Source organism: Streptomyces sp. DH12, from assembly GCF_020873895.1.
Classification (GTDB): domain Bacteria; phylum Actinomycetota; class Actinomycetes; order Streptomycetales; family Streptomycetaceae; genus Streptomyces.
Window position 1 is genome coordinate 13,922 of sequence record NZ_JAHWGT010000033.1, and the last position, 21,693, is coordinate 35,614.

At 74.6% G+C, this 21,693-nt stretch carries 19 protein-coding genes; 15 read left to right on the forward strand and 4 right to left on the reverse strand.

Annotated features, from left to right (window positions below):
- Positions 1-223 precede the first annotated feature (223 nt).
- On the reverse strand, positions 224-2,026 hold the full coding sequence (locus LPA54_RS25690; protein ID WP_228981900.1) for a glycoside hydrolase family 15 protein: 1,803 nt from the start codon (positions 2,024-2,026) through the stop codon (positions 224-226).
- Positions 2,027-2,570: 544 nt separating this feature from the next.
- Between LPA54_RS25690 and LPA54_RS25695 the strand changes: the two genes are divergently transcribed.
- From LPA54_RS25695 to LPA54_RS25750, 12 genes are all read left to right on the forward strand, one after another.
- The gene (locus tag LPA54_RS25695) at positions 2,571-4,220 is read left to right on the forward strand and encodes a CTP synthase (RefSeq protein WP_228981902.1); all 1,650 of its coding nucleotides are present in this window, start codon (positions 2,571-2,573) and stop codon (positions 4,218-4,220) included.
- Positions 4,221-4,312: 92 nt separating this feature from the next.
- Positions 4,313-4,939 carry an NUDIX hydrolase gene (locus tag LPA54_RS25700; protein WP_228981904.1) on the forward strand — a complete coding sequence of 209 codons (627 nt, stop codon included), beginning with the start codon at positions 4,313-4,315 and terminating at the stop codon, positions 4,937-4,939.
- Positions 4,940-6,122: 1,183 nt separating this feature from the next.
- A complete protein-coding gene (locus LPA54_RS25705) occupies positions 6,123-8,135 on the forward strand; it encodes a tetratricopeptide repeat protein (RefSeq protein WP_228981906.1) in 2,013 nt (670 codons plus the stop codon).
- Between the two features lie 154 nt (positions 8,136-8,289).
- Complete coding sequence (gene ald, locus LPA54_RS25710) at positions 8,290-9,405, forward strand: alanine dehydrogenase (RefSeq protein ID WP_228981908.1); 1,116 nt, start codon at positions 8,290-8,292, stop codon at positions 9,403-9,405.
- Between the two features lie 417 nt (positions 9,406-9,822).
- The gene (locus LPA54_RS25715; protein WP_228981909.1) at positions 9,823-10,995 is read left to right on the forward strand and encodes a ParA family protein; all 1,173 of its coding nucleotides are present in this window, start codon (positions 9,823-9,825) and stop codon (positions 10,993-10,995) included.
- Positions 10,980-11,510 carry a hypothetical protein gene (locus LPA54_RS25720; protein ID WP_228981910.1) on the forward strand — a complete coding sequence of 177 codons (531 nt, stop codon included), beginning with the start codon at positions 10,980-10,982 and terminating at the stop codon, positions 11,508-11,510. Before LPA54_RS25715 ends, LPA54_RS25720 begins: the two co-directional genes overlap by 16 nt.
- 187 nt (positions 11,511-11,697) lie before the next feature.
- Positions 11,698-12,714 carry a ScpA family protein gene (locus tag LPA54_RS25725; RefSeq protein WP_228981912.1) on the forward strand — a complete coding sequence of 339 codons (1,017 nt, stop codon included), beginning with the start codon at positions 11,698-11,700 and terminating at the stop codon, positions 12,712-12,714.
- Between the two features lie 32 nt (positions 12,715-12,746).
- Entirely contained in the window at positions 12,747-13,316 is a 570-nt protein-coding gene (gene scpB, locus LPA54_RS25730; RefSeq protein ID WP_228981998.1) for an SMC-Scp complex subunit ScpB, read from the forward strand.
- Positions 13,316-14,530: a pseudouridine synthase gene (locus tag LPA54_RS25735; protein WP_228981913.1), complete on the forward strand. Its 1,215-nt coding sequence runs from the start codon at positions 13,316-13,318 to the stop codon at positions 14,528-14,530. Before scpB ends, LPA54_RS25735 begins: the two co-directional genes overlap by 1 nt.
- 223 nt (positions 14,531-14,753) lie before the next feature.
- On the forward strand, positions 14,754-15,488 hold the full coding sequence (locus tag LPA54_RS25740; RefSeq protein ID WP_228981999.1) for an NUDIX domain-containing protein: 735 nt from the start codon (positions 14,754-14,756) through the stop codon (positions 15,486-15,488).
- Positions 15,485-16,507 carry an ADP-ribosylglycohydrolase family protein gene (locus LPA54_RS25745; RefSeq protein WP_228981915.1) on the forward strand — a complete coding sequence of 341 codons (1,023 nt, stop codon included), beginning with the start codon at positions 15,485-15,487 and terminating at the stop codon, positions 16,505-16,507. Before LPA54_RS25740 ends, LPA54_RS25745 begins: the two co-directional genes overlap by 4 nt.
- A gap of 3 nt (positions 16,508-16,510) precedes the next feature.
- Positions 16,511-17,281, forward strand: a complete 771-nt coding sequence (locus LPA54_RS25750) for a nucleotidyltransferase domain-containing protein (protein ID WP_228981917.1) — start codon at positions 16,511-16,513, stop codon at positions 17,279-17,281.
- Here the strand turns inward: LPA54_RS25750 and LPA54_RS25755 are convergent.
- The 3 genes from LPA54_RS25755 to LPA54_RS25765 all read right to left on the reverse strand — a co-directional run bounded on the left by LPA54_RS25755 (position 17,201) and on the right by LPA54_RS25765 (position 18,874).
- A complete protein-coding gene (locus LPA54_RS25755; protein ID WP_228981919.1) occupies positions 17,201-17,965 on the reverse strand; it encodes a nucleotidyltransferase domain-containing protein in 765 nt (254 codons plus the stop codon). The genes LPA54_RS25750 and LPA54_RS25755 overlap by 81 nt on opposite strands.
- Before the next feature lie 100 nt (positions 17,966-18,065).
- A complete protein-coding gene (locus LPA54_RS25760; RefSeq protein ID WP_228981923.1) occupies positions 18,066-18,479 on the reverse strand; it encodes a Rieske (2Fe-2S) protein in 414 nt (137 codons plus the stop codon).
- A 59-nt stretch (positions 18,480-18,538) separates the two neighbouring features.
- The gene (locus LPA54_RS25765) at positions 18,539-18,874 is read right to left on the reverse strand and encodes a DUF952 domain-containing protein (protein WP_228981924.1); all 336 of its coding nucleotides are present in this window, start codon (positions 18,872-18,874) and stop codon (positions 18,539-18,541) included.
- A 147-nt stretch (positions 18,875-19,021) separates the two neighbouring features.
- Here LPA54_RS25765 and LPA54_RS25770 point away from each other — a divergent pair, with 147 nt between their 5' ends.
- From LPA54_RS25770 to LPA54_RS25780, 3 genes are all read left to right on the forward strand, one after another.
- A complete protein-coding gene (locus LPA54_RS25770; RefSeq protein ID WP_228981925.1) occupies positions 19,022-20,107 on the forward strand; it encodes a prephenate dehydrogenase in 1,086 nt (361 codons plus the stop codon).
- Positions 20,108-20,296: 189 nt separating this feature from the next.
- Positions 20,297-20,983: a (d)CMP kinase gene (gene cmk / locus LPA54_RS25775; RefSeq protein ID WP_228981926.1), complete on the forward strand. Its 687-nt coding sequence runs from the start codon at positions 20,297-20,299 to the stop codon at positions 20,981-20,983.
- Between the two features lie 50 nt (positions 20,984-21,033).
- Positions 21,034-21,636 carry a 1-acyl-sn-glycerol-3-phosphate acyltransferase gene (locus tag LPA54_RS25780; RefSeq protein ID WP_228982001.1) on the forward strand — a complete coding sequence of 201 codons (603 nt, stop codon included), beginning with the start codon at positions 21,034-21,036 and terminating at the stop codon, positions 21,634-21,636.
- The last annotated feature ends 57 nt before the right edge of the window (positions 21,637-21,693 follow it).

A 21,693-nucleotide genomic window follows, 5' to 3' on the forward strand; every position in this document is an offset into this window, starting at 1 on the left:
CGCCGCGGCATCACCGCTGGGTGACGGCCCGCACCGGCCGCCCCAACCAGGCGCCCACGCCCGCCTCTTGAGGGCCGGCGGGCGGCTGTGGTGTACGTCACCCCCGGTGGCGGGAGCGGTCCCGCGCCTGGCGCGGACCCCGGCGGGAGCGGGCCCGGAGTGGGGTCGGGGCGGGAGCGGCCCGGAGCGGGGCCGGCGCCCGCCCCGGGAGGGCGGGGGGGGGCTAGCCGCCGTACGCGCCGCTCGCGGTCAGCCGCAGCGCCGTGTCGATCAGCGGGACGTGGCTGAACGCCTGCGGGAAGTTGCCGACCTGGCGCTGGAGCCGCGGGTCCCACTCCTCCGCGAGCAGGCCCAGGTCGTTGCGGAGGGCGAGGAGCTTCTCGAAGAGCTTGCGGGCCTCGTCGACCCGGCCGATCATCGCCAGGTCGTCCGCCATCCAGAACGAGCAGGCGAGGAAGGCCCCCTCGTCGCCCGGCAGGCCGTCCACGCCCTCGTCGGAGCCCTGCGTGGGGTAGCGCAGGATGAAGCCGTCCTCCGTGGACAGCTCCCGCTGGATCGCCTCGATCGTGCCGATGACCCGCTTGTCGTCCGGCGGCAGGAAGCCCACCTGCGGGATGAGCAGCAGCGACGCGTCCAGCTCCTTCGAGCCGTAGGACTGCGTGAAGGTGTTGCGCTCCGGGTCGTAGCCCTTCTCGCACACGGCCCGGTGGATCTCGTCGCGCAGGTCGCGCCAGCGCTCCAGCGGACCGTCGGCGTCGCCCGACTCGATCAGCTTGATCGTGCGGTCGACGGCGACCCACGCCATGACCTTGGAGTGGACGAAGTGGCGGCGCGGACCGCGCACCTCCCAGATGCCCTCGTCAGGCTCGTTCCAGTGCTTCTCCAGGTAGTTGATCAGCTTGAGCTGGAGGAGCGAGGCGTAGTCGTTGCGGGCCAGGCCGGTCATGTGGGCCAGGTGCAGGGCCTCGGTGACCTCGCCGTACACGTCCAGCTGGAGCTGGGCCGCGGCGCCGTTGCCGACGCGGACCGGGGCGGAGCCCTCGTAGCCGGGCAGCCAGTCCAGCTCGGCCTCGCCCAGCTCCCGCTCGCCGGCGATGCCGTACATGATCTGGAGGTTCTCCGGGTCGCCGGCGACCGCGCGCAGCAGCCACTCGCGCCAGGCGCGGGCCTCCTCGCGGTAGCCGGTGCGCAGCAGCGAGGAGAGCGTGATCGCGGCGTCCCGCAGCCAGGTGTAGCGGTAGTCCCAGTTCCGCACCCCGCCGATGTCCTCGGGCAGGGACGTGGTGGGCGCCGCGACGATGCCGCCGGTCGGGGCGTACGTCAGGGCCTTCAGCGTGATCAGCGAGCGGATCACGGCCTCGCGGTAGGGGCCGCGGTAGGTGCAGTGGTCGACCCACTCCCGCCAGAAGGCGCTCGTCGCCTCCAGGGCCGCCTCGGGGTCCGGCAGCGGGGGCTGCGCGTGGTGCGAGGGCTGCCAGCTGATGGTGAAGGCGACCCGCTCACCGGGCGTGATGGTGAAGTCGGAGTACGTCGTGAGGTTCTCGCCGTGCGTCTCGCAGGCGGTGTCCAGCCACACCGAGTCGGGGCCGGCGACGGCGACCGTGCGGTTGTCGACCTTGTGGACCCACGGCACGACGCGGCCGTAGCTGAACCGCATCCGCAGCGACGAGCGCATCTTCACCCGGCCGCTGACGCCCTCGACGATCCGCACCAGCTGCGGCGCGCCGTCGCGGGGCGGCATGAAGTCCGTGATGCGGACGGTGCCGCGCGGTGTGTCCCACTCGGATTCGAGGATGAGGGAGTCGCCGCGGTAGTGGCGGCGGTCGGCGGCCGGGGGCTCGGCGCCCTCGGCGGGCACCGGCCCGATCCGCCAGAATCCGTGCTCCTCGGTCCCGAGGATTCCTGCGAAGACCGCGTGCGAGTCGAAGCGGGGCAGGCACAGCCAGTCGGCCGTGCCGTCCCGGCAGACCAGGGCAGCGGTCTGCATGTCTCCGATGAGTGCGTAGTCCTCGATGCGCCCGGCCACGTGCAATCTCCAGTCGAACGGCCACGTTCGCCCCGCGGGGCGCTTACTGGGGTCAGGGTCAAGGATCGTTGACGCGAGGGGTTCCCGGGCGACGGGCGGGGTGGTGCCGTATGCGGGCCTGACTCGGCAACGGGTGTCCGAGCAGGATACGACGCGCCCGGGACCTCCGTGTGGGCTCCGTGTGATCTTCCTGTCGGCGGGTGCTGGGGCGGATGACCTGAACGAGTGAGCCAGTACCCCGCTGTGCGCATCCATGCGGATCGACGCGCGATCATCTGTTCCGCACACACCCGCACCCGGCCGAACCCAGACGAACGGTACCGAACATTGGCCGGTTCTCGGGCGTCGTGTGGCCGGAACGCGGTCCTCCTCAGGCGCTGATACCCTGGTAGCCCGTGGACCGGTGGGCGCCGCAGAACCAATCGGCGGCCCCCGATACCGCAGCGACGGCACCCCCGGAGACCTCGGGTTTCTTCCCCCGGGCCTCCGGATCGGACGCCGGTACGCACCTCCAGACCGCGACCACGGGAGCCCCCTCTTGGCCATGCCGCCCAAATCCACGACGACCAAGCACATCTTCGTCACCGGGGGTGTCGCGTCCTCCCTCGGCAAGGGCCTGACCGCCTCCAGCCTGGGTGCGCTCCTCAAGGCCCGGGGCCTTCGGGTCACGATGCAGAAGCTCGACCCGTACCTCAACGTCGACCCGGGCACGATGAACCCGTTCCAGCACGGTGAGGTGTTCGTCACCAACGACGGCGCCGAGACCGACCTGGACATCGGCCACTACGAGCGGTTCCTCGACGTGGACCTCGACGGCTCGGCCAACGTCACCACCGGCCAGGTCTACAGCCAGGTCATCGCCAAGGAGCGGCGCGGCGAGTACCTGGGCGACACCGTCCAGGTCATCCCGCACATCACCAACGAGATCAAGCACCGCATCCGCCGCATGGCGGCCGACGACGTCGACGTCGTCATCACGGAGGTCGGCGGCACCGTCGGCGACATCGAGTCGCTGCCGTTCCTGGAGACCGTCCGCCAGGTCCGCCACGAGGTCGGCCGGGACAACGTCTTCGTCGTGCACATCTCGCTGCTGCCCTACATCGGCCCCTCCGGCGAGCTGAAGACCAAGCCGACCCAGCACTCCGTCGCCGCCCTGCGCAACATCGGCATCCAGCCCGACGCGATCGTGCTGCGCGCCGACCGCGACGTGCCCACCGCCATCAAGCGCAAGATCTCGCTCATGTGCGACGTCGACGAGGCGGCCGTGGTCGCGGCCATCGACGCCAAGTCGATCTACGACATCCCGAAGGTGCTGCACACCGAGGGCCTCGACGCGTACGTCGTGCGCAAGCTCGACCTGCCGTTCCGCGACGTCGACTGGACGACGTGGGACGACCTGCTGGACCGCGTGCACAACCCCGACCACGAGGTCACGGTCGCGCTCGTCGGCAAGTACATCGACCTGCCCGACGCCTACCTCTCGGTCACCGAGGCCATGCGCGCCGGCGGCTTCGCCAACAAGGCCCGCGTCAAGGTCAAGTGGGTCACCTCCGACGACTGCAAGACGCCCGCCGGCGCCGCCCAGCAGCTCGGCGACGTCGACGCGATCGTGATCCCCGGCGGCTTCGGCGAGCGCGGCGTCAACGGCAAGGTCGGCGCGATCCGGTACGCCCGCGAGAACCGCGTGCCGCTGCTCGGCCTCTGCCTCGGCCTGCAGTGCATCGTCATCGAGGCCGCGCGCAACCTCGCCGGCATCACCGACGCCAACTCCACGGAGTTCGACGCAGCGACCTCCCACCCCGTCATCTCGACGATGGAGGAGCAGCTGGCGTACGTCGAGGGCGCCGGCGACCTCGGCGGCACCATGCGCCTGGGCCTGTACCCGGCGAAGCTCGCCGAGGGCTCCGTCGTCCGCGAGGCCTACGGCGACCAGCCGTACGTCGACGAGCGCCACCGCCACCGCTACGAGGTGAACAACGCCTACCGCGCGGAGCTGGAGAAGAAGGCCGGCATCGTCTTCTCCGGCACCTCCCCGGACAACAAGCTCGTCGAGTACGTCGAGTACCCGCGCGAGGTGCACCCCTACCTCGTCGCCACGCAGGCCCACCCCGAGCTGCGGTCCCGCCCGACGCGGCCGCACCCGCTCTTCGCGGGCCTGGTGAAGGCGGCCGTGGAGCGCAAGACGGGCAAGTGACGCGCTAGCGATAGGTTGACCGGGGTACGGGCCTGATCAGGGCACGTGCCCCGGTTTTCTGTGTACGCCGTGTACGAGGGAGGACGTCTTCCATGACGATCAAGGACACGCCCGAGGAGTGGCGGGTCACCGCGACCTCGACCCCCTTCCGGGGCAACAAGACCAGTGTCCGCACCGACGACGTGGTCATGCCGGACGGCACGGTCGTGGGCCGGGACTACCAGGTCCACCCCGGTTCGGTCGCCGTCCTCGCCCTCGACGACGAGGACCGCGTCCTCGTGCTGCGCCAGTACCGCCACCCCGTCCGCCACAAGCTCTGGGAGATCCCGGCCGGCCTGCTGGACGTGCCGGGCGAGAACCCCCTGCACGCCGCCCAGCGCGAGCTGTACGAGGAGGCCCACGTCAAGGCGGAGGAGTGGCACGTCCTCACCGACGTCTACACCACGCCGGGCGGCTGCGACGAGGCGGTTCGGATCTTCCTCGCCCGCGGGCTGTCCGAGGCGGAGGGCGACCGGTTCCAGGTCGCCGAGGAGGAGGCCGACATGGAGCTGGCCCGCGTACCGCTGGACGAACTCGCGCGCGGGGTCCTCGCGGGCGACCTTCACAACAACTGCCTCGTGGTCGGTGTCCTGTCGGTCCTGGCCGCCCGTGCGGGTGACGGCTTCGACGCGCTGCGGCCCGCGGAGGCGCCGTGGCCGGCCCGTCCCTTCCCCGCGTGACGCGGCATCAGTGTGACGATCAGCTGATCCGATCGGGCGATGTACGGGCCCTGCCCGGCACCCCGGGCCCCCGGCGCTGAACTACGCTCGGAGCACCCGCTCGGGGACCCGGCGGGACCAGCTCGTGCGCAGGCGGACGGGAGCGTGACCCGTGACGGATCAGGCGGTGAACATCGGCGGAGCCGAGCGGCCCGGGAAGGCCGGCGCCACGCCGGCGGACGCCCGACGCCGCGCCCTCCCCGGCACACCGCACGACCCCGCACCCACGACCGCGCCCACCCCCGCCACCGCCCCTGCCGCCTCCGCCGAAGCCCGGTCGCGGGCCGGTGCCGGGAGCCCGTCCGGGCCGCCCGGGACCGGCGGAGAGGCCCCGCCCACCGGGCGGGACGCCTCCCCGGAGCCCGCCGGGCAGCACGGGCCCACGGGCCCCACGGGCCCTGACACCGCCCGCACGGAGCCCGCTCGCACGGAGCCCGCTCGCACGCAGCCGGGGCGCGCCGGGGCCGGGCGGAACAGGGCGCACGACCACGGTCACGACAGCGGGCTCCCCGCGAGGAGCGTTCCCGGCACCGGACGCGCCGAGCCCGGGCTCCCCGAGGCCGGCGGCGCCCCGTCGGGCCGTGCCGGGGCCGACCGCCCCGTACCGGGCCCTCACGGGTCCGGCCCCACCCAGCCGGACCGCCCTCAGCCGGAGCGTCCGCAGCCGGAAAGCCGTCAGTCGGACAGCCCCCGCACGGACAGCCCCCGCACGGACAGCCCCCGCACGGACAGCCCCCGCACGGACAGCCCCCAGTCGGACAGCCCCCAGTCGGACAGTCCCCAGTCGGACCGCCCCCAGTCGGACCGCCCCCGTACCGACCACGGCCACCCGCAGGCGGACCGCGCCGAGCGGGAAGGCCCCGGCGGCGGGCTTTCCGAGGCCAGCCACCCCGGTGCCGGCCGCTCCGAGCCTGCTCCTCCCGAGGCCGGCTGCCCGGCGGCGGGCCGGCCCGGGGTCGGGCGTACCGAGGCGGCGGGCCGGCCCGGGGTCGGGCGTACCGAGGCGGGGCGCTCCGGTGGGGCGCGCCCCGGAGCGGGCCGTCCCGGTGTCGCCGGGCGTCCCGAGGCGGGTGGTCCCGGGGTCGAGGCGGGGCGGTCCGGCGGCGGGGCGGCTTCGGCGCGCTTCCTCGGGCGGGAGCGGGAGATGAAGGCGCTGCGGGCGGACATCTCGCGCGCGGGCCTGGACACGCTGGCCGGGCGCAAGGCCCCCCGCGCCCGGGTCCTGCTCATCGCGGGCCGCCCCGGCTCCGGCCGTACGGCGCTCGCCGAGGAGCTGGTGCGGGACCTCGCGCGCGGCTACCCCGACGGCGTCCTGCGGGCGCGGCTGAGCGAGCCGGGCGGGGAGCCCGTCCCCGTGGAGCGCGTCGCCCGCGGCCTGCTGGAGGACCTGGGCGTCACCGCGCCCGCCGGGGCCGACGAGGACGAGGTCGGCGACCTGCTGCGGGCGTCCCTGCGGGAGCGGCGCGCCCTGCTCCTGCTGGACGACGCGGCCGACGCCGAGCAGGTCGACGCGCTGCTGCCGGAGAACCCCCGCTGCCTGGTCGTCGCCGTCGCCGGGGGCCCCCTCACCGGCATCCCGGACGTCCGCCCCTGCACCGTGGGCGGCCTGGACGTGAAGACCGCCGTCGAACTGATCGACGGATACGCGGGCCCCGTCCGCATCACCGTCGACCCGCAGGCCGCCGAGACGCTCACCGAGCTGTGCGCCGGCCAGCCCGCCGCCCTGGTCCTCGCCGGCGGCTGGCTCGCCGCGCACCCCGGCGCCTCCGTCGCGGACCTCGCCAAGCGGCTGCGGTCCGTCCCGGACGACGACGGCCGGCCGGCGGCCCTGCGCCCCCTCGCCCGCGCCTTCCACCTCGCCTACGAGGCGCTGCCCGCGTCCGGAGGGCGCAGCCTGCGGCTGCTCGCCCTGGCGCCGCTCGGGCTGGCCGACGCGCAGACCCTGTCGGCGCTGGCCGGGTGCTCCGTGTCGGGCGCCGCGTCGCTGCTGGAGGGCTTCGCGGCGCGCGGCCTGGTACGGCGGGCGGCCGACGGGCAGTACGAGCTGCCCGGCTGCCTGGCGCCGTTCCTGCGGGAGCGGCTCGACGCGGAGGACCGGCCCGCCGAGGTGCAGCTGGCCCGCGCGCGGATGCTGGAGCGGACGGTGCGGCTCCTCCACTCCTGCCGGGCGGTCACCGAGCCGGAGGGGTCGCCCGCCCGCCGACGCCTCGCCGGGCTGCCCCGCGCGCTGCGCTTCCCCCACCGCGCGGCCGCCGCCGAGTGGCTGGCCATGCGCGAACCCGTCCTGCTGGCCTCCGCGCGCCTCGCCGTCGCCGACGGGGAGCTGGACACCCTGGCGAGGCGGTTGATCGCCGCCCTGGTGCGGGCCTTCGCCGCCCACCGGGGCAGCGAGGAGGCGGCGCCGCAGCTGTACGGCCTGCACCAGCTGGTCCTCGGGGTGGCCGAGCGGCGGGGCCTGCACCGCGAGCGCGCCGCCGCCCTGCTGAACCTCGCCGACCTGGACGCCGGCACGGGCCGCACCCGGGAGGCGCTGGTCCGCTACCGGGAGGCGCTGGACGCCGGCCGGCTGGCCAACGACCCGTACGCGACCGGCCGCGCCATGGAATCCGTAGGCGGCGCCCACCAGGAGCTCGGCGACTGGCAGCGGGCCGCCGACTGGTACGGGCGGGCCCTCGCCCAGCGGCTCGCCCGCGACGAGCGGGCCGACCAGGCGCGGCTGTACGGCAGGCTCGGCGCCGTCCACACGTACGCCGGCCGCTACGGCGAGGCGCTGCGCAACTGGCGTGCGGCGGCGGCCGGTTACCGGCGGCTGGGCGATGTCCCGGGCCACGCCCGGGCGTTGAGCGAGGCGGCCAGGGTGCAGGAGTACGCGGGCCGGCCCCAGGAGTCCCTGCGCACCTGCGAGGAGGCCGTCGAGTGGGCGCGCCGCGCCGGCGACCTACGGCTCCACGCGGCACTGCGGCTGCGCCTGGCCGACACCCTCGACCGGCTCGGCGACCCGGCCGCGGCCCGGCTGCACCGCGCGGCGGCCGAGCGGCTCCTCGGCCCCGGCGGACTGCCCGCCCAGACGGGCCGCGCAGGTCAGGGCCGTCCTGGCAACCCCGGGGAGCCCACACCCCCAGCCTGCGAAATCCGTAGTGGTTCCGAAAAAAATTAATGCTTTGTAAGGCTAGACACGGGGAAGTCCTTCATTAGACTGGGTCCGCTGCGATTAACCGCGGTGTGCCCCGCTGCGTCCTGGTACGCGCGGGTATGTATCGCTGTAGAGCGCTTCACCCCCAATACCCCTGAGTCAAGGACCGTGATCGACGATGAAGGTCGGCATCCCCCGCGAGGTCAAGAACAACGAGTTCCGCGTGGCCATCACCCCCGCCGGTGTGCACGAGCTCGTCCGCAACGGCCATGAGGTCGTCGTCGAGCAGAACGCCGGTGCCGGCTCCTCGATCACGGACGCCGAGTACGTGGCCGCCGGCGCGCGGATCCTCCCCACCGCCGACGAGGTCTGGGCCACCGCCGACCTGCTGCTGAAGGTCAAGGAGCCCATCGCCGAGGAGTACCACCGCCTCCGCAAGGACCAGACCCTCTTCACGTACCTGCACCTCGCCGCGTCCCGCGAGTGCACGGACGCCCTGCTGGAGTCCGGCACCACCGCCATCGCGTACGAGACGGTCGAGCTCGCCAACCGCGCGCTGCCGCTGCTCGCCCCCATGTCCGAGGTCGCGGGCCGGCTGGCCCCGCAGGTCGGCGCGTACCACCTGATGCGCGCGGCCGGCGGCCGCGGTGTGCTGCCGGGCGGCGTCCCGGGCGTCACCCCCGCCAAGGCGGTCGTCATCGGCGGCGGCGTCTCCGGCTGGAACGCCACGCAGATCGCCGTCGGCATGGGCTTCGACGTCACCCTGCTCGACCGCGACATCAACAAGCTGCGCGAGGCCGACAAGATCTTCGGCACGAAGGTCAAGGCCGTGATGTCGAACTCCTTCGAGCTGGAGAAGGCCGTCCTCGACGCCGACCTCGTCATCGGCGCCGTCCTCATCCCGGGCGCCAAGGCCCCGAAGCTGGTCACCAACGAGCTGGTGTCCCGGATGAAGCCCGGAAGTGTCCTTGTCGACATCGCGATCGACCAGGGCGGCTGCTTCGAGGACTCCCGTCCCACCACGCACGCCGAGCCGACCTTCCCGGTGCACGGCTCCGTCTTCTACTGCGTGGCCAACATGCCGGGCGCGGTGCCCAACACCTCCACCAACGCCCTGACCAACGCCACGCTGCCGTACATCGTCTCCCTCGCCAACAACGGCTGGGTCGAGGCGCTGCGCCGCGACCCCGCGCTGGCCAGGGGCCTCAACACCCACGAGGGCAAGGTCGTCTACCGCGAGGTCGCCGAGGCGCACGGCCTCGACCACGTCGAGATCGACACCCTCCTGGGCTGACGCCTCCCCGGGCGCGCCCCGCGCCCCTGACCGCCTCCGCCGCCCCGCCCGCCGTCCGCCCCCGCGCGTGACGGCGGCCGGGCGCGCGGTCGGGTCAACGGAGGTCGTCAACCTCACGCAACCGGCCGGACCTCGCCCGACGAGGTCCGGCCGGACGTGTGTCCGCTCGCACGCACGAGCCGGTGCAACTCGCCTCGAACGTAACCCTTGAACCGATTCGCGCCCCCGCGAAACGCGCGGATCGGGGGTCGCGCGCCCTTGACAGGAGGGGGTTCGCCCGCCGACACATCCCGCCGCGTCCGGCCGATTGTGTTGCTGCGGAGCGGTGACACGCCATAGAGTCGCCAACCGTCGGCATGGTGCCACGCTGACCTATCGATAAGTTTCCTGGTCACGTCCAAGGAGGTAAGACGACTTGTGAATGAGTCGACATTTACTCCCGGGGCCGCTCAACCAGGGACGCCCACGGCGGCCCACGGCGGCCCGCCGCCCGGGTTCGAGGCCGTCGGCTCCGTCGCTGTCCGAACCTTCGCGACGCACCAGCACATGACGACACCCCACACGATGAAGATGATGGACGGCCAACACGTGAACGCCATGGCCGGCAACGAGAGTGGCCGAGAGTCCACCCACTTCGCCGCCTACGACGAGCTGCCCGAGGGGCACTTCTACGACCCCGACGCCGAGTACGAGCCGGATCCGGAGTACGCGGCCACCCTCGCGCCCGACGCCGCCCGGCAGCGCCGCGAGCGGATCGGCCCGACCGGACGGCCCCTGCCGTACTTCCCGATCCCGGGCCCGCTCACCGAGCACGGCCCCGCGACGATCATCGCGATGTGCAACCAGAAGGGCGGCGTGGGGAAGACCACGTCGACCATCAACCTGGGCGCCGCGCTGGCGGAGTACGGACGGCGGGTGCTGCTCGTCGACTTCGACCCGCAGGGCGCGCTCTCGGTCGGCCTCGGGGTCAACCCGATGGAGCTCGACCTGACGGTCTACAACCTGCTCATGGAGCGGGGCATGTCGGCGGACGAGGTGCTCCTCAAGACCGCCGTGCCCAACATGGACCTGCTGCCGAGCAACATCGACCTCTCGGCCGCCGAGGTGCAGCTGGTCAGCGAGGTCGCGCGCGAGTCCACGCTCCAGCGGGCCCTGAAGCCGCTGCTCCAGGACTACGACTACATCGTGATCGACTGTCAGCCCTCGCTCGGCCTGCTCACGGTCAACGCGCTGACGGCGGCTCACAAGGTGATAGTGCCGCTCGAGTGCGAGTTCTTCGCGCTGCGCGGCGTCGCGCTGCTGACCGAGACCATCGAGAAGGTCCAGGAGCGCCTCAACCCGGAGTTGGAGCTCGACGGCATCCTCGCCACCATGTACGACTCCCGGACGGTGCACAGCCGCGAGGTGCTCGCCCGGGTGGTGGAGGCCTTCGACGACCACGTCTACCACACCGTCATCGGCCGTACCGTGCGCTTCCCGGAGACCACGGTCGCGGGCGAGCCGATCACCACGTACGCCTCGAACTCGGTCGGCGCGGCCGCCTACCGCCAGCTCGCCAGGGAGGTGCTCGCCCGGTGTCACGCCGAGTGAGTCTTCCCGGTGCCGACGAGCTGTTCCGTACGACCGGGGGCATGGCGCTGCAGGCGTCGACCCCCCGACGCCAGACCCCGGGCGAGCCCCGGGTGCCCGGTCAGGCCGGAGAGCAGACCCCGCCCTCCGGGGAGCACGCCGCGACGGCGGCGGGCGAGCCCGAGCCCGACCGGCCGCCGCGCGCCCGCGCGTCGGCGGACGAGCCGGAGACCGGCGGGGCCGCCGGAGCCGCGGCCCAGACGGCGAAGGGCGCCGCCGCGCCGGCCGCCCGGCGCGGGCGCCGCTCCCCGAGCCGCCGGCCGAGCGGGCGGGAGCGCCACGACGAGAAGATCACCGTCTATGTCTCCGCCGAGGAGCTGATGGACCTGGAGCACGCGCGCCTGGTCCTGCGCGGCGAGCACGGGCTGGCCGTGGACCGCGGGCGCATCGTCCGCGAGGCCGTCGCGGTCGTCCTGGCGGACCTGGAGTCCCGGGGGGACGCGAGCATCCTGGTACGCCGCCTGCGCGGCCGCTGAGCCCCGCCCGCGCGCGTACGGCGCCGTCCGGCGCCCGCGCCGGGTAGCCTACGGGCCGCCGCCCCCGCTCGCCCCTGGACCACGATGCCGCCGAACGACCCGCCCGACGCGCCCCGCCGGCGCCGCCTCCTCGGCCCCGGCCCGGGCGCGCGGCCCCCGGGCCCCGGCGACGCCGCGCAGGGCCCCCGTGCGGGCGCCCGGGTCCGCGGGCGCGGCAGAGGCCCCCAGGGCCGCTCCGGCCCCGGCCCCCGTCCTGGCCCCGCCCGCCACCGCCGGTGCCGACCCCACCGCCTCCACCGCCCCCGCGGACGCCGCGGCGCCGGTCACCGCCCCCGCGTCGCCGGTCGCCCCCGCGCCCCCGGCCCCCGCGGCGCCGGGTGCGGCCCCTCCGGACGCCGTCCCCCCGGACGGCGCCGCCCCGGAGGCGCGTGGGCGGTTCACCGTGCGGCTGGCCAACTTCGAAGGCCCCTTCGACCTGCTGCTCCAGTTGATCTCCCGGCACCGGCTGGACGTCACCGAGGTCGCCCTGTCGAAGGTCACCGACGAGTTCATGGCGCACATCCGCGCCATGGGGCCGGACGGGGACCTCGACCAGACCACCGAGTTCCTCGTCGTGGCCGCGACGCTCCTCGACCTCAAGGCCGCCCGGCTGCTGCCCGCCGCCGAGGTGGAGGACGAGGCCGACCTGGCCCTGCTGGAGGCGCGGGACCTGCTCTTCGCGCGCCTCCTGCAGTACCGCGCGTACAAGCGGGTCGCCGAGATCTTCAGCGGGCGGCTGGAGAGCGAGGGGCGGCGCCACCCCCGTACCGTCGGACTGGAGCCGCACCACGCGGAGCTGCTGCCGGACGTGGTCATCAGCGTCGGCGCCGAGCGCTTCGCCGGGCTGGCCGTCAAGGCGATGCAGCCCAGGCCCCGGCCGCAGGTGTACGTCGAGCACGTCCACGCCCCGCTGGTCAGCGTCCGCGAGCAGGCTCGGGTGGTCGTCGCCCGGCTGCGCGAGCGCGGCGAGATCGGCTTCCGGGAGCTGGCCGAGGACGCCCCGGACACCCTCACCGTCGTCGCCCGGTTCCTCGCCCTGCTGGAGCTGTACCGGGAGAAGGCCGTCGCCCTGGAGCAGGAGGAGGCGCTCGGGGAGCTGACCGTGCGCTGGACGGGCGGGGACGGGGCCGCGGTGACCGACGAGTTCGACCAGGAGGAGACGTGACGGAGCTGAAGCCGGCCCTGGAGGCCGTCCTCATGGTCGTGGACGAGCCCGCGACCGAGGAGCACCTGGCGAAGGTGCTCGACCGCCCGCGCCGCGAGGTCGCCGACGCGCTGCGCGAGCTGGCCGACGAGTACGACGTGCAGCGGCGCGGCTTCGAGCTGCGGCTCGTCGCCGGCGGGTGGCGGTACTACACCCGGCCCGAGTACGCGGACGCCGTCGAGAGCTTCGTCCTCGACGGGCAGCAGGCCCGGCTCACCCAGGCCGCGCTGGAGACCCTGGCGGTCGTCGCCTACCGCCAGCCGGTCAGCCGGTCGAGGGTCTCGGCGGTGCGCGGGGTGAACTGCGACGGCGTCATGCGGACCCTCCTCCAGCGGGGCCTGGTCGAGGAGGCGGGCACGGAACCCGAAACAGGTGCGATCCTGTACAGGACGACGAACCACTTCCTGGAGCGGATGGGCCTGCGCGGCCTGGACGAGCTCCCCGAGCTCGCGCCCTTCCTCCCCGAGGCGGACGCGATCGAGGCGGAGACGCAGGAAGGGGTCCCGTCGTTCGATCCGGACGCACCGGACTCCGAGCACGCAGACGACAAGACGGAACTTTGATGCGAAGCAGCAGCGGCAGGAACAGCAGCGGAAACAACGGCGGGAGCCGTGGTGGCAACAGCGGCGGCCGCGGCAGCAGCGGCGGTCGCGGCGCCACCGGCGGTGGCGGCGGTGGCCGTCCCGGTGGCGGTGGCCGCGGCGGCAGTGGCGGTGGCGGCGGCCGTGGTGCCACTGGTGGCGGTGGCGGCTACCGGGGTGCCGGCGGCGGCCGTGACGACCGGTCCAGGGGTGCCGCGGGCAACCCCCGCCGCCCCCGCCCCGAGGAGCGCACCTACGAGGTCGGCGGCGGTCCCGCCGACGGCGGCCCCAAGCGCGGACGCGGCGCGGCGGCCCGAGGCGGCGCCAAGGGCGGCCCGCGCCAGTCGCCGCAGCGCGGCGGCGGCCGCACCGTGCCGGCGCGCCCGCGCGAGCTGGACGCGCGGATCGAGGAGCGCAACCGCGAGCGGTACGCGAACAAGCCCGAGATCAAGACGCCCAAGACGTTCGGCGACGAGGAGGGGGAGCGCCTGCAGAAGGTGCTCGCCCGCGCCGGCGTGGGTTCGCGGCGGGCCTGCGAGGAGCTGATCGACGCCGGCCGTGTCGAGGTCAACGGCCGGATCGTCATCGAGCAGGGCACGCGCGTCGACCCGGAGAAGGACGAGATCAAGGTCGACGGCCTCACGGTCGCCACCCAGTCGTACCTGTTCTTCGCGCTGAACAAGCCCGCCGGTGTCGTCTCCACGATGGAGGACCCCGACGGGCGCCAGTGCCTCGGCGACTACGTCACCAACCGCGAGACGCGCCTCTTCCACGTCGGGCGGCTCGACACAGAGACCGAGGGCATCATCCTGCTCACCAACCACGGTGAGCTGGCCCACCGCCTCACGCACCCGAAGTACGGCGTGAAGAAGACGTACCTGGCCGCCATCACCGGCCCCCTCCCGCGCGACGTGGGCAAGCGGCTCAAGGACGGCATCCAGCTGGAGGACGGCTACGCCCGCGCCGACCACTTCCGGGTCGTCGAGCAGACCGGCAAGAACTACCTGGTCGAGGTGGTGCTGCACGAGGGCCGCAAGCACATCGTGCGCCGCATGCTCGCCGAGGCGGGCTTCCCGGTCGAGAAGCTGGTGCGGACCGCGTTCGGACCGATCCAGCTCGGCGACCAGAAGTCGGGATGGCTGCGCCGTCTGACCAACACCGAGGTCGGCATGCTCATGAAGGAGGTCGGCCTCTGATCCGGTGGCGCCGAGCCACCCGACCCTGCGGTCCACCACCAGTCGAAGCCCGCGGCCCCCGGCCGCGGGCTTCCGCGTTCCCGGTGCGAGCCGCTGGTGGACCACGGGCCGCCGAACCGCTTGTGGGCCGCACGCTTCCCGCTTTATAGTCATGGTGACCATTAAAGGGGTTCCGGTGAGGGTGGCGGAGCCCCCGCCCGCGCACCCACCCGTCCGGAGCGAGATGCAGGCCCAGCGGCCCGAGGGGTACGACCCGCGCGCCTTCCCGCCGTTCGCCGTCACCGTCGACCTCGCCGTCTTCACCGTCCGTCAGGAGCGCCTCCAGGTCCTGCTCGTCCGGCGCGGACAGGAACCCCACGCGGGCCGCTGGGCCCTGCCCGGCGGGTTCGTCCTGCCCGACGAGTCCGCCGAGCGGGCCGCCCGGCGCGAACTCGCCGAGGAGACCGGGCTGTCCGACGCCACCGCCGCCGGCCTCCACCTGGAGCAGCTGGCCACCTACAGCGACCCCGACCGCGACCCCCGGATGCGCGTCGTCTCCGTCGCGTACACCGCCCTCGTCCCCGACCTGCCCGAACCCCGCGGCGGCGGCGACGCCGCCCACGCCCGGTGGCTACCCCACGGCGCGCACGGGCCCCTCGCCTTCGACCACGACACGATCCTCGCCGACGCCCACCGGCGCGTCGGCGCCAAGCTGGAGTACACCTGCCTCGCCACCGCCTTCTGCCCGCCCGAGTTCACCCTCGGCGAGCTGCGGCAGGTGTACGAGACGGTCTGGGGCGTCACGCTCGACCGCCCCAACTTCCGGCGCAAGGTCCTCGCCACCCCCGGCTTCGTCCGGGCCGTGGACGGACCGCCTCGCCTCACCGGCGGACGGGGGAAACCGGCCGCCCTCTACCGGGCGGGGCCGGCCACCGCGCTGCACCCGCCACTGCTGCGACCCGAAGGACGGACCGGATGACCACCCCGACGACCCGCACCAAGCAGGCTGCCACCGGCTCGCTGATCGGGCTCGCGCTCGGAGACGCGCTGGGCTTCCCCACCGAGTTCGACGACGTCCCCTCGATCCTCGCCAAGTGCGGCCCCTGGCGGGAGACGGCCCTGCCGACACCCGCGTTCATCACCGACGACACGCAGATGACCCTCGCCGTGGCCCGCGCCGCACGCACCGCCCTCGACCGCGGCGCGTTCGGCCCGCAGTCGCTGACCGGCCCGCTGCGCGAGGAGTTCGTCGCCTGGTACCACGCGCCGGACAACAACCGCGCGCCCGGCCGCACCTGCCTGGTCGCCTGCGAACTGCTCGACGGGGACCGGCCCTGGCAGGAGGCGAGCCGGATCGACTCCAAGGGCTGCGGTGCCAACATGCGGGTCGCCCCGATCGGCCTCGTCCCCGGCCTCGGCGAGGAACAGCGCGCCGGAGCCGCCCAGCTCCAGGCCGCCCTCACCCACGGCCACCCCACCGCGCTCGCCGCCGCCGACCTCACCGCGCACGCCGTGCACCTGCTCGCCCGCGGCGCCGAACCCCTCGGCCTCGTCGGCCGGCTGCGCTCCTACGCGTACGACAACCGCTCCCGCTATCACCACCGGTGGCTCGGCGACCTGTGGACCCGGTCCCACGACCGGACGGCGCAGGCGTACGCCGAACGCGGCTGGGACGAGTGCCTGACCGCCCTGGCCCGGCTCGACACGGCGCTGCGCGACGCCAACCCCGAGACCGACCCCTGCCTGTACACCGGCGACGGGTGGATCGCCGAGGAGGCGCTCACCACCGCCCTGCTGTGCTTCCTGCTCTTCCCCGAGGAGCCCCTCACCGCGCTGCGCCGGGCCGCCTGCACCCGGGGCGACTCCGACTCCCTAGCCTGCCTGGCGGGCGCCTTCGCCGGCGCGCACCTGGGCGCCGGGGCGTGGCCGGGGGAGTGGGCCGACCGGATCGAGCACGGAAGTGAACTGCTCACCCTGGGCACTCTCTGGGACGCTTAGGCCATGACCGATCTCCTGCAACTCCCCGACCTGGCCCCCGTCGTCGCCGAGCAGCCCGACCCGCTGCTCTTCGCCACCGTCTCCGGCGCGCACCTCTACGGATTCCCGTCCCGCGACTCGGACGTGGACCTGCGGGGCGTGCACCTGCTGCCGGTGGACGCGCTGATCGGACTGCGCGAGCCGGAGGAGACCCGCTCCAGGGCCTGGGAGCGGGACGGCGTGGAGATGGACCTCGTCACGCACGACCTGCGCAAGTTCGTCCGGCTGATGCTGCGCCGCAACGGCTACGTACTCGAACAGCTCCTGTCGCCGCTCGTGGTGCACACCACCGCGCTGCACGCCGAACTCGCCGCCCTCGCGCCCGACGTGGTCACCACCCACCACGCCCACCACTACCGGGGCTTCGCCTGCACCCAGTGGCGGCTGTTCGAGAAGAACGCCGAACTGAAACCCCTGCTGTACACCTTCCGCACCCTCCTCACCGGCATCCATCTGATGCGCTCCGGCGAGGTCGTGGCGCACCTGCCCACGCTCCTCGACACGGTGGGGGAGGCCCCCGCGTACCTCCCGGAGCTGATCGCCGCCAAGGCGGAGGCCGAGCACGGGCCGGCGGCCGGCGTCGGCCAGGACCGCCTCGCCGAGGACGTCGAGGCGCTCCACGGCGCCCTCGACGCCGCGCAGCAGGCGTCGCGGCTACCGGACTCCGCGGCCGGGGCCCACGACGCGCTGCACGCCCTCGTCGTGCGGGCCCGCCTCCACGGCCCGCAGGGCTGAGCGCAGCCTCACCCGGTACAGGAAGTCCTCCACCCGGGCCCGGTCCGGCTCGGGCGGGAGGGGCGACGACGGGAGCGCGGCGTCCGCCTCGCTCCCGAGGCGGGTCATCCACGACTCCACCTCCGGCCAGGGGACCTCGCCGCGCTTCACCGCGAGGAGCCGCTCGCGCAGGTCCCCGGCGTCCACGGTGAGTTCACCGGTGCGCAGCAGGTCGCGGCAGCTGCCCAGCAGCCGCACGAGGTGCATGGCGTGCTTCCAGCGGGGCGCGCCGTGCTGCCGGACGTCCGCCTCGATCTTGCGGCGCTGGGCCAGCGCGTACCGGGTGAAGCTGTCGTACGCCCGCCGGGAGAGAAAGGCGCCGCGCAGCGCCAGCAGTTCCCGGCCCGTGTCGTCGACGTACTCGACGAGGGGCGAGTGCAGGCACTCCAGGACGTTGGGGTTGCTGCGCAGGGCGAGCTCGCAGAACCGCTCCACCTCCCAGCTGAACTGCTCCGGCGCCGGGCCGTCGACGTGGGTGGGCGGCTTGTCCAGGCGCCACTGGAGCGGCGTCGGCGCCACGAACACGCCGCGGCGGTCGGTGTCGCTCCGCGCGGTGGCCAGGCCGAAGGCCCGGGACCCCATGACGCAGGAGTAGACGGTGTGGTCGCGTACCAGCTCTTCCGGCGTGACGGGCTGCCCAGACATGGCCACGACCCTACGGGGTCCCCGCCGCCCGGAGACCCCCGCCCGGGGGTCCGCCCGGAGGCCCCCGCCCCGGGTCGGGCCAGTCGGCCCCCGCCCCGGGTCAGGCCAGCCGGATCTCGCCCCCGGCCACGGTGATCCGGCGGGCCGGCAGCGGCCGGGTCGCCGGGCCGGAGGCGACGGACCCGTCGGTGACGCGGAACCGGCCTGCGTGGCACGGGCAGACGATCAGCCCGTCGGCCACGGACCCGACCGTGCAGCCCTGGTGGGTGCAGACCGCGGAGAAGGCCCGGAACTCGCCCTCGACCGGCTGGGTCACGACGACCTTCTCGGCCGCGACGACGGTGCCGCCGCCGACCGGGACGTCGGCGGCCGAGGCGACCACCTTCCCGGCCGGCCCGCCGTCGTCGCCGCACGCCGGGACGAGGGCGGCGGTGGCCGCGGTGAGCGTGCCGGTGAGGACGGTACGGCGGCGGGGCGCGGCCGGCCGCGCCGACTCGGGAGGAGAGGGGTGCATGCGGACATCCTGGGACGTGTCATCCCCGACCGGTGGCCGACACCCCCGAGCGGCGCTTCTCAAGCCCGGGCAACGAGCTCCAGCGCCGCCCCGTCCGGGCCCCGCCGCACCTCCAGGACGGCCGTGACGGCCGCCCGCTCCAGCGGCCCGTACACGTGGGGGAAGACCCCCGCCCCCGACCGCTCCCAGCGGACCTCGGCGGTCAGCCGCCCCTCGTCGACCACCAGCGCCAGCAGCGTGCCCGGCACGTCCCGGTAGTGCGCGCCGGCGACGGCCAGCGCCCCGGCCGCGTCGGCGGAGCAGTGCACGAAGCCCTCCCGCGCGAGGGAGGCGGGACGGTACGGGCGGTCCGGGCCGGTGGCCCACTCCGCGAGGGGCACGACGTGGAAGAGCATGCGCACCAGTCTCGCCCCTCGACGGCCCCGGCGGCGCCGGACGACCTTGACTAGGCTGAACGCGCGGCCGCCCCGCGCCCGCGCCCCGCGTCACCCGCCTCCAGCCCGTCACCCGCCCCCACTCCTCCGCCCCAAGGACACCGCCCAGTGAGAACCGCAGTCGTCATCGGAACCGGGCTGATCGGCACCTCGGTCGCCCTCGCCCTCACCGACCGGGGCGTGACCGTCCACCTCGTCGACCACGACCCGTCCCGGGCCCGTACCGCCGCCGCCCGCGGGGCGGGCACGGAAGCCCCGCCCGAGGGCCCCGTGGACCTCGCCGTGGTGGCCGTGCCGCCCGCCCACGTGGCCGGCACCCTCGCCGACGCCATGCGCGCCGGCACGGCCCGCGGCTACCTCGACGTGGCCAGCGTCAAGGGCGGCCCACTGCGCGAGCTGGCGGCCCTCGGCGCCGACCTGTCCGCCTACATCGGCACGCACCCGATGTCCGGCAAGGAGCAGTCCGGTCCGCTGGCCGGCAGCGGCGACCTCTTCGAGGGCCGCCCCTGGGTCCTCACCCCCACCCGGGACACCGCCACCGAGGTGCTCAACCTCGCCCTGGAGCTGGTCGCGCTCTGCCGGGCCGTCCCGGTCGTCATGGACGCCGACGCCCACGACCGGGCCGTCGCCCTGGTGTCGCACACGCCGCAGCTGGTCTCGTCGATGGTCGCCGCCCGACTGGAGGAGGCCGAGGAGACGGCCGTGCGCCTCTGCGGGCAGGGCATCCGCGACGTCACCCGCATCGCGGGGTCCGACCCGCGCATGTGGGTCGACATCCTCTCGGCCAACCCCGGCCCCGTCGCCGACGTGCTCGCGGCGCTCGCCGCCGACCTGGACGGGACCGTCCGCGCGCTGCGCGCCCTGCAGTCCCCGGACGGCGACGAGCGCCGCAAGGGCGTCACCGGTGTCGAGGACGTCCTGCGCCGGGGCAACACCGGCCGCGGCCGAGTCCCCGGCAAGCACGGCACCGCCCCCGCCGCGTACGAGACGGTCGCCGTCCTCATCAGCGACCAGCCCGGCGAGCTGGCCCGCATCTTCGCCGACGCAGGCAAGGCCGGCGTCAACGTCGAGGACGTCCGCATCGAGCACGCGACCGGGCAGCAGGCGGGTGTCGTGCAGCTGATGGTCGCCCCGTCCGCAGCGCCGCCGCTCGCGGCGGCGCTGCGGGAGCGCGGCTGGGCCCTGCGGCAGTGACCCCCTGACCCCGGGCCGGAGGGCCCGGTGGCGGCCCGGGCCGGGAGGGGCCGCCGGCCCGGGCCGCCCGCGGGGCGCCGCCCCCGCGCGGGGGCGGCCGGCAGCGGGTGCGAGGAGTGGCGGGGACAGTCGGTAACCTTGTGGCGGGTCCTCGGCAACCGGCCGGCCCCGCTCCCCGTACGCAGGAAGGTGTCCGACACCGTGGAATCCGTGATCGTCGCCATCGACGGCCCCTCCGGCACGGGCAAGTCGAGCACCTCGAAGGCCGTCGCGGCCGCGCTCGGCCTCAGCTACCTGGACACCGGGGCCCAGTACCGGGCGATCACCTGGTGGATGATCTCCAACGGGATCGACGTGAACGACGCCGCCGCCGTGGCCGACGCCTCCGGCAAGCCGGTCATCGTCTCCGGTACGGACCCCTCGCAGCCGACCATCACCGTCGACGGCGTGGACGCCTCCGGCCCGATCCGCACCCAGGAGGTCACCGCCGCGGTCAGCGCCGTCAGCGCCGTCCCCGAAGTGCGCTCCCGGATCACCGAGCTCCAGCGGTCCATCGCGGCCGCCGCCCCGCTCGGCATCGTCGTCGAGGGCCGCGACATCGGCACCACCGTCCTCCCCGACGCCGACCTGAAGGTCTTCCTCACCGCGTCCGCCGAGGCCCGCGCGGCCCGCCGCGCCGGCGAGCTGAAGGGCGCGGACGTCGCCGCGACCCGCGAGGCCCTCGTCAGGCGGGACGCCGCCGACTCCAGCCGCAAGACCTCCCCCCTCGCCAAGGCCGACGACGCCGTCGAGGTGGACACCACCGACCTGACGCTCCAGCAGGTCGTCGAGTGCGTCGTCACCCTCGTGGGCGAGCGGAGGGCGGCCGCCCAGTGACCCCGTCGGCCAAGGGCGCCGCCGTCGGGCGGGGCATCGGCATCGGCCTGATGTACGGGCTGTGGAACCCCCGCGTACTGGGCGCCTGGCGCGTACCGGCCGCGGGCCCCGTCATCCTCGCCGTCAACCACGCCCACATCCTCGACGGCCCGATGCTCATGGGCACCGCCCCCCGACCCGTCCACTTCCTGATCAAGCAGGAGGCGTTCACCGGGCCGCTCGGCCCGTTCCTGGAGCGCATCGGGCAGCTGAAGGTGGACCGCTCGGCCGCCGACCGCACCGCCATCACCGGCGCCCTGGACGTCCTGGCCGCCGGCGGCGTCCTCGGCATCTTCCCGGAGGGCACCCGCGGCGAGGGCGACTTCGCCTCGCTGCGCGCCGGCCTCGCCTACTTCGCCGTACGCTCCGGAGCGCCGATCGTCCCGGTCGCCGTCCTGGGCAGCAGCGAGCGGCGGGGACGCCTCGTCAAGGGGCTGCCCCCGCTGCGCAGCCGCGTCGACGTCGTCTTCGGCGACCCCTTCGACGCGGGCGACGGCAGCGGACGCCGCACCCGCCGGGCCCTGGACGAGGCCACCGTACGCATCCAGGAGCGGCTCACCGCGCACCTGGAAAACGCCAGGCGCCTCACGGGGCGACAAGCGACACTCGAGTAGTGAGCCGGAGGCTCCGCCTCCCCTCACCGACCACCACGAACGCACGAGGAACGGACT

Bases quoted from the DNA above. Each gene is read 5' to 3' on its own strand.
- LPA54_RS25695 (WP_228981902.1), top strand. From the start codon at position 2,571: ATGCCGCCCAAATCCACGACGACCAAGCACATCTTCGTCACCGGGGGT.
- LPA54_RS25700 (WP_228981904.1), top strand. From the start codon at position 4,313: ATGACGATCAAGGACACGCCCGAGGAGTGGCGGGTCACCGCGACCTCG.
- LPA54_RS25705 (WP_228981906.1), top strand. From the start codon at position 6,123: ATGAAGGCGCTGCGGGCGGACATCTCGCGCGCGGGCCTGGACACGCTG.
- ald (WP_228981908.1), top strand. From the start codon at position 8,290: ATGAAGGTCGGCATCCCCCGCGAGGTCAAGAACAACGAGTTCCGCGTG.
- scpB (WP_228981998.1), top strand. From the start codon at position 12,747: ATGGTCGTGGACGAGCCCGCGACCGAGGAGCACCTGGCGAAGGTGCTC.
- LPA54_RS25735 (WP_228981913.1), top strand. From the start codon at position 13,316: ATGCGAAGCAGCAGCGGCAGGAACAGCAGCGGAAACAACGGCGGGAGC.
- LPA54_RS25740 (WP_228981999.1), top strand. From the start codon at position 14,754: ATGCAGGCCCAGCGGCCCGAGGGGTACGACCCGCGCGCCTTCCCGCCG.
- LPA54_RS25745 (WP_228981915.1), top strand. From the start codon at position 15,485: ATGACCACCCCGACGACCCGCACCAAGCAGGCTGCCACCGGCTCGCTG.
- LPA54_RS25750 (WP_228981917.1), top strand. From the start codon at position 16,511: ATGACCGATCTCCTGCAACTCCCCGACCTGGCCCCCGTCGTCGCCGAG.
- LPA54_RS25755 (WP_228981919.1), bottom strand. From the start codon at position 17,965: ATGTCTGGGCAGCCCGTCACGCCGGAAGAGCTGGTACGCGACCACACC.
- LPA54_RS25760 (WP_228981923.1), bottom strand. From the start codon at position 18,479: ATGCACCCCTCTCCTCCCGAGTCGGCGCGGCCGGCCGCGCCCCGCCGC.
- LPA54_RS25765 (WP_228981924.1), bottom strand. From the start codon at position 18,874: ATGCTCTTCCACGTCGTGCCCCTCGCGGAGTGGGCCACCGGCCCGGAC.
- LPA54_RS25780 (WP_228982001.1), top strand. From the start codon at position 21,034: ATGTACGGGCTGTGGAACCCCCGCGTACTGGGCGCCTGGCGCGTACCG.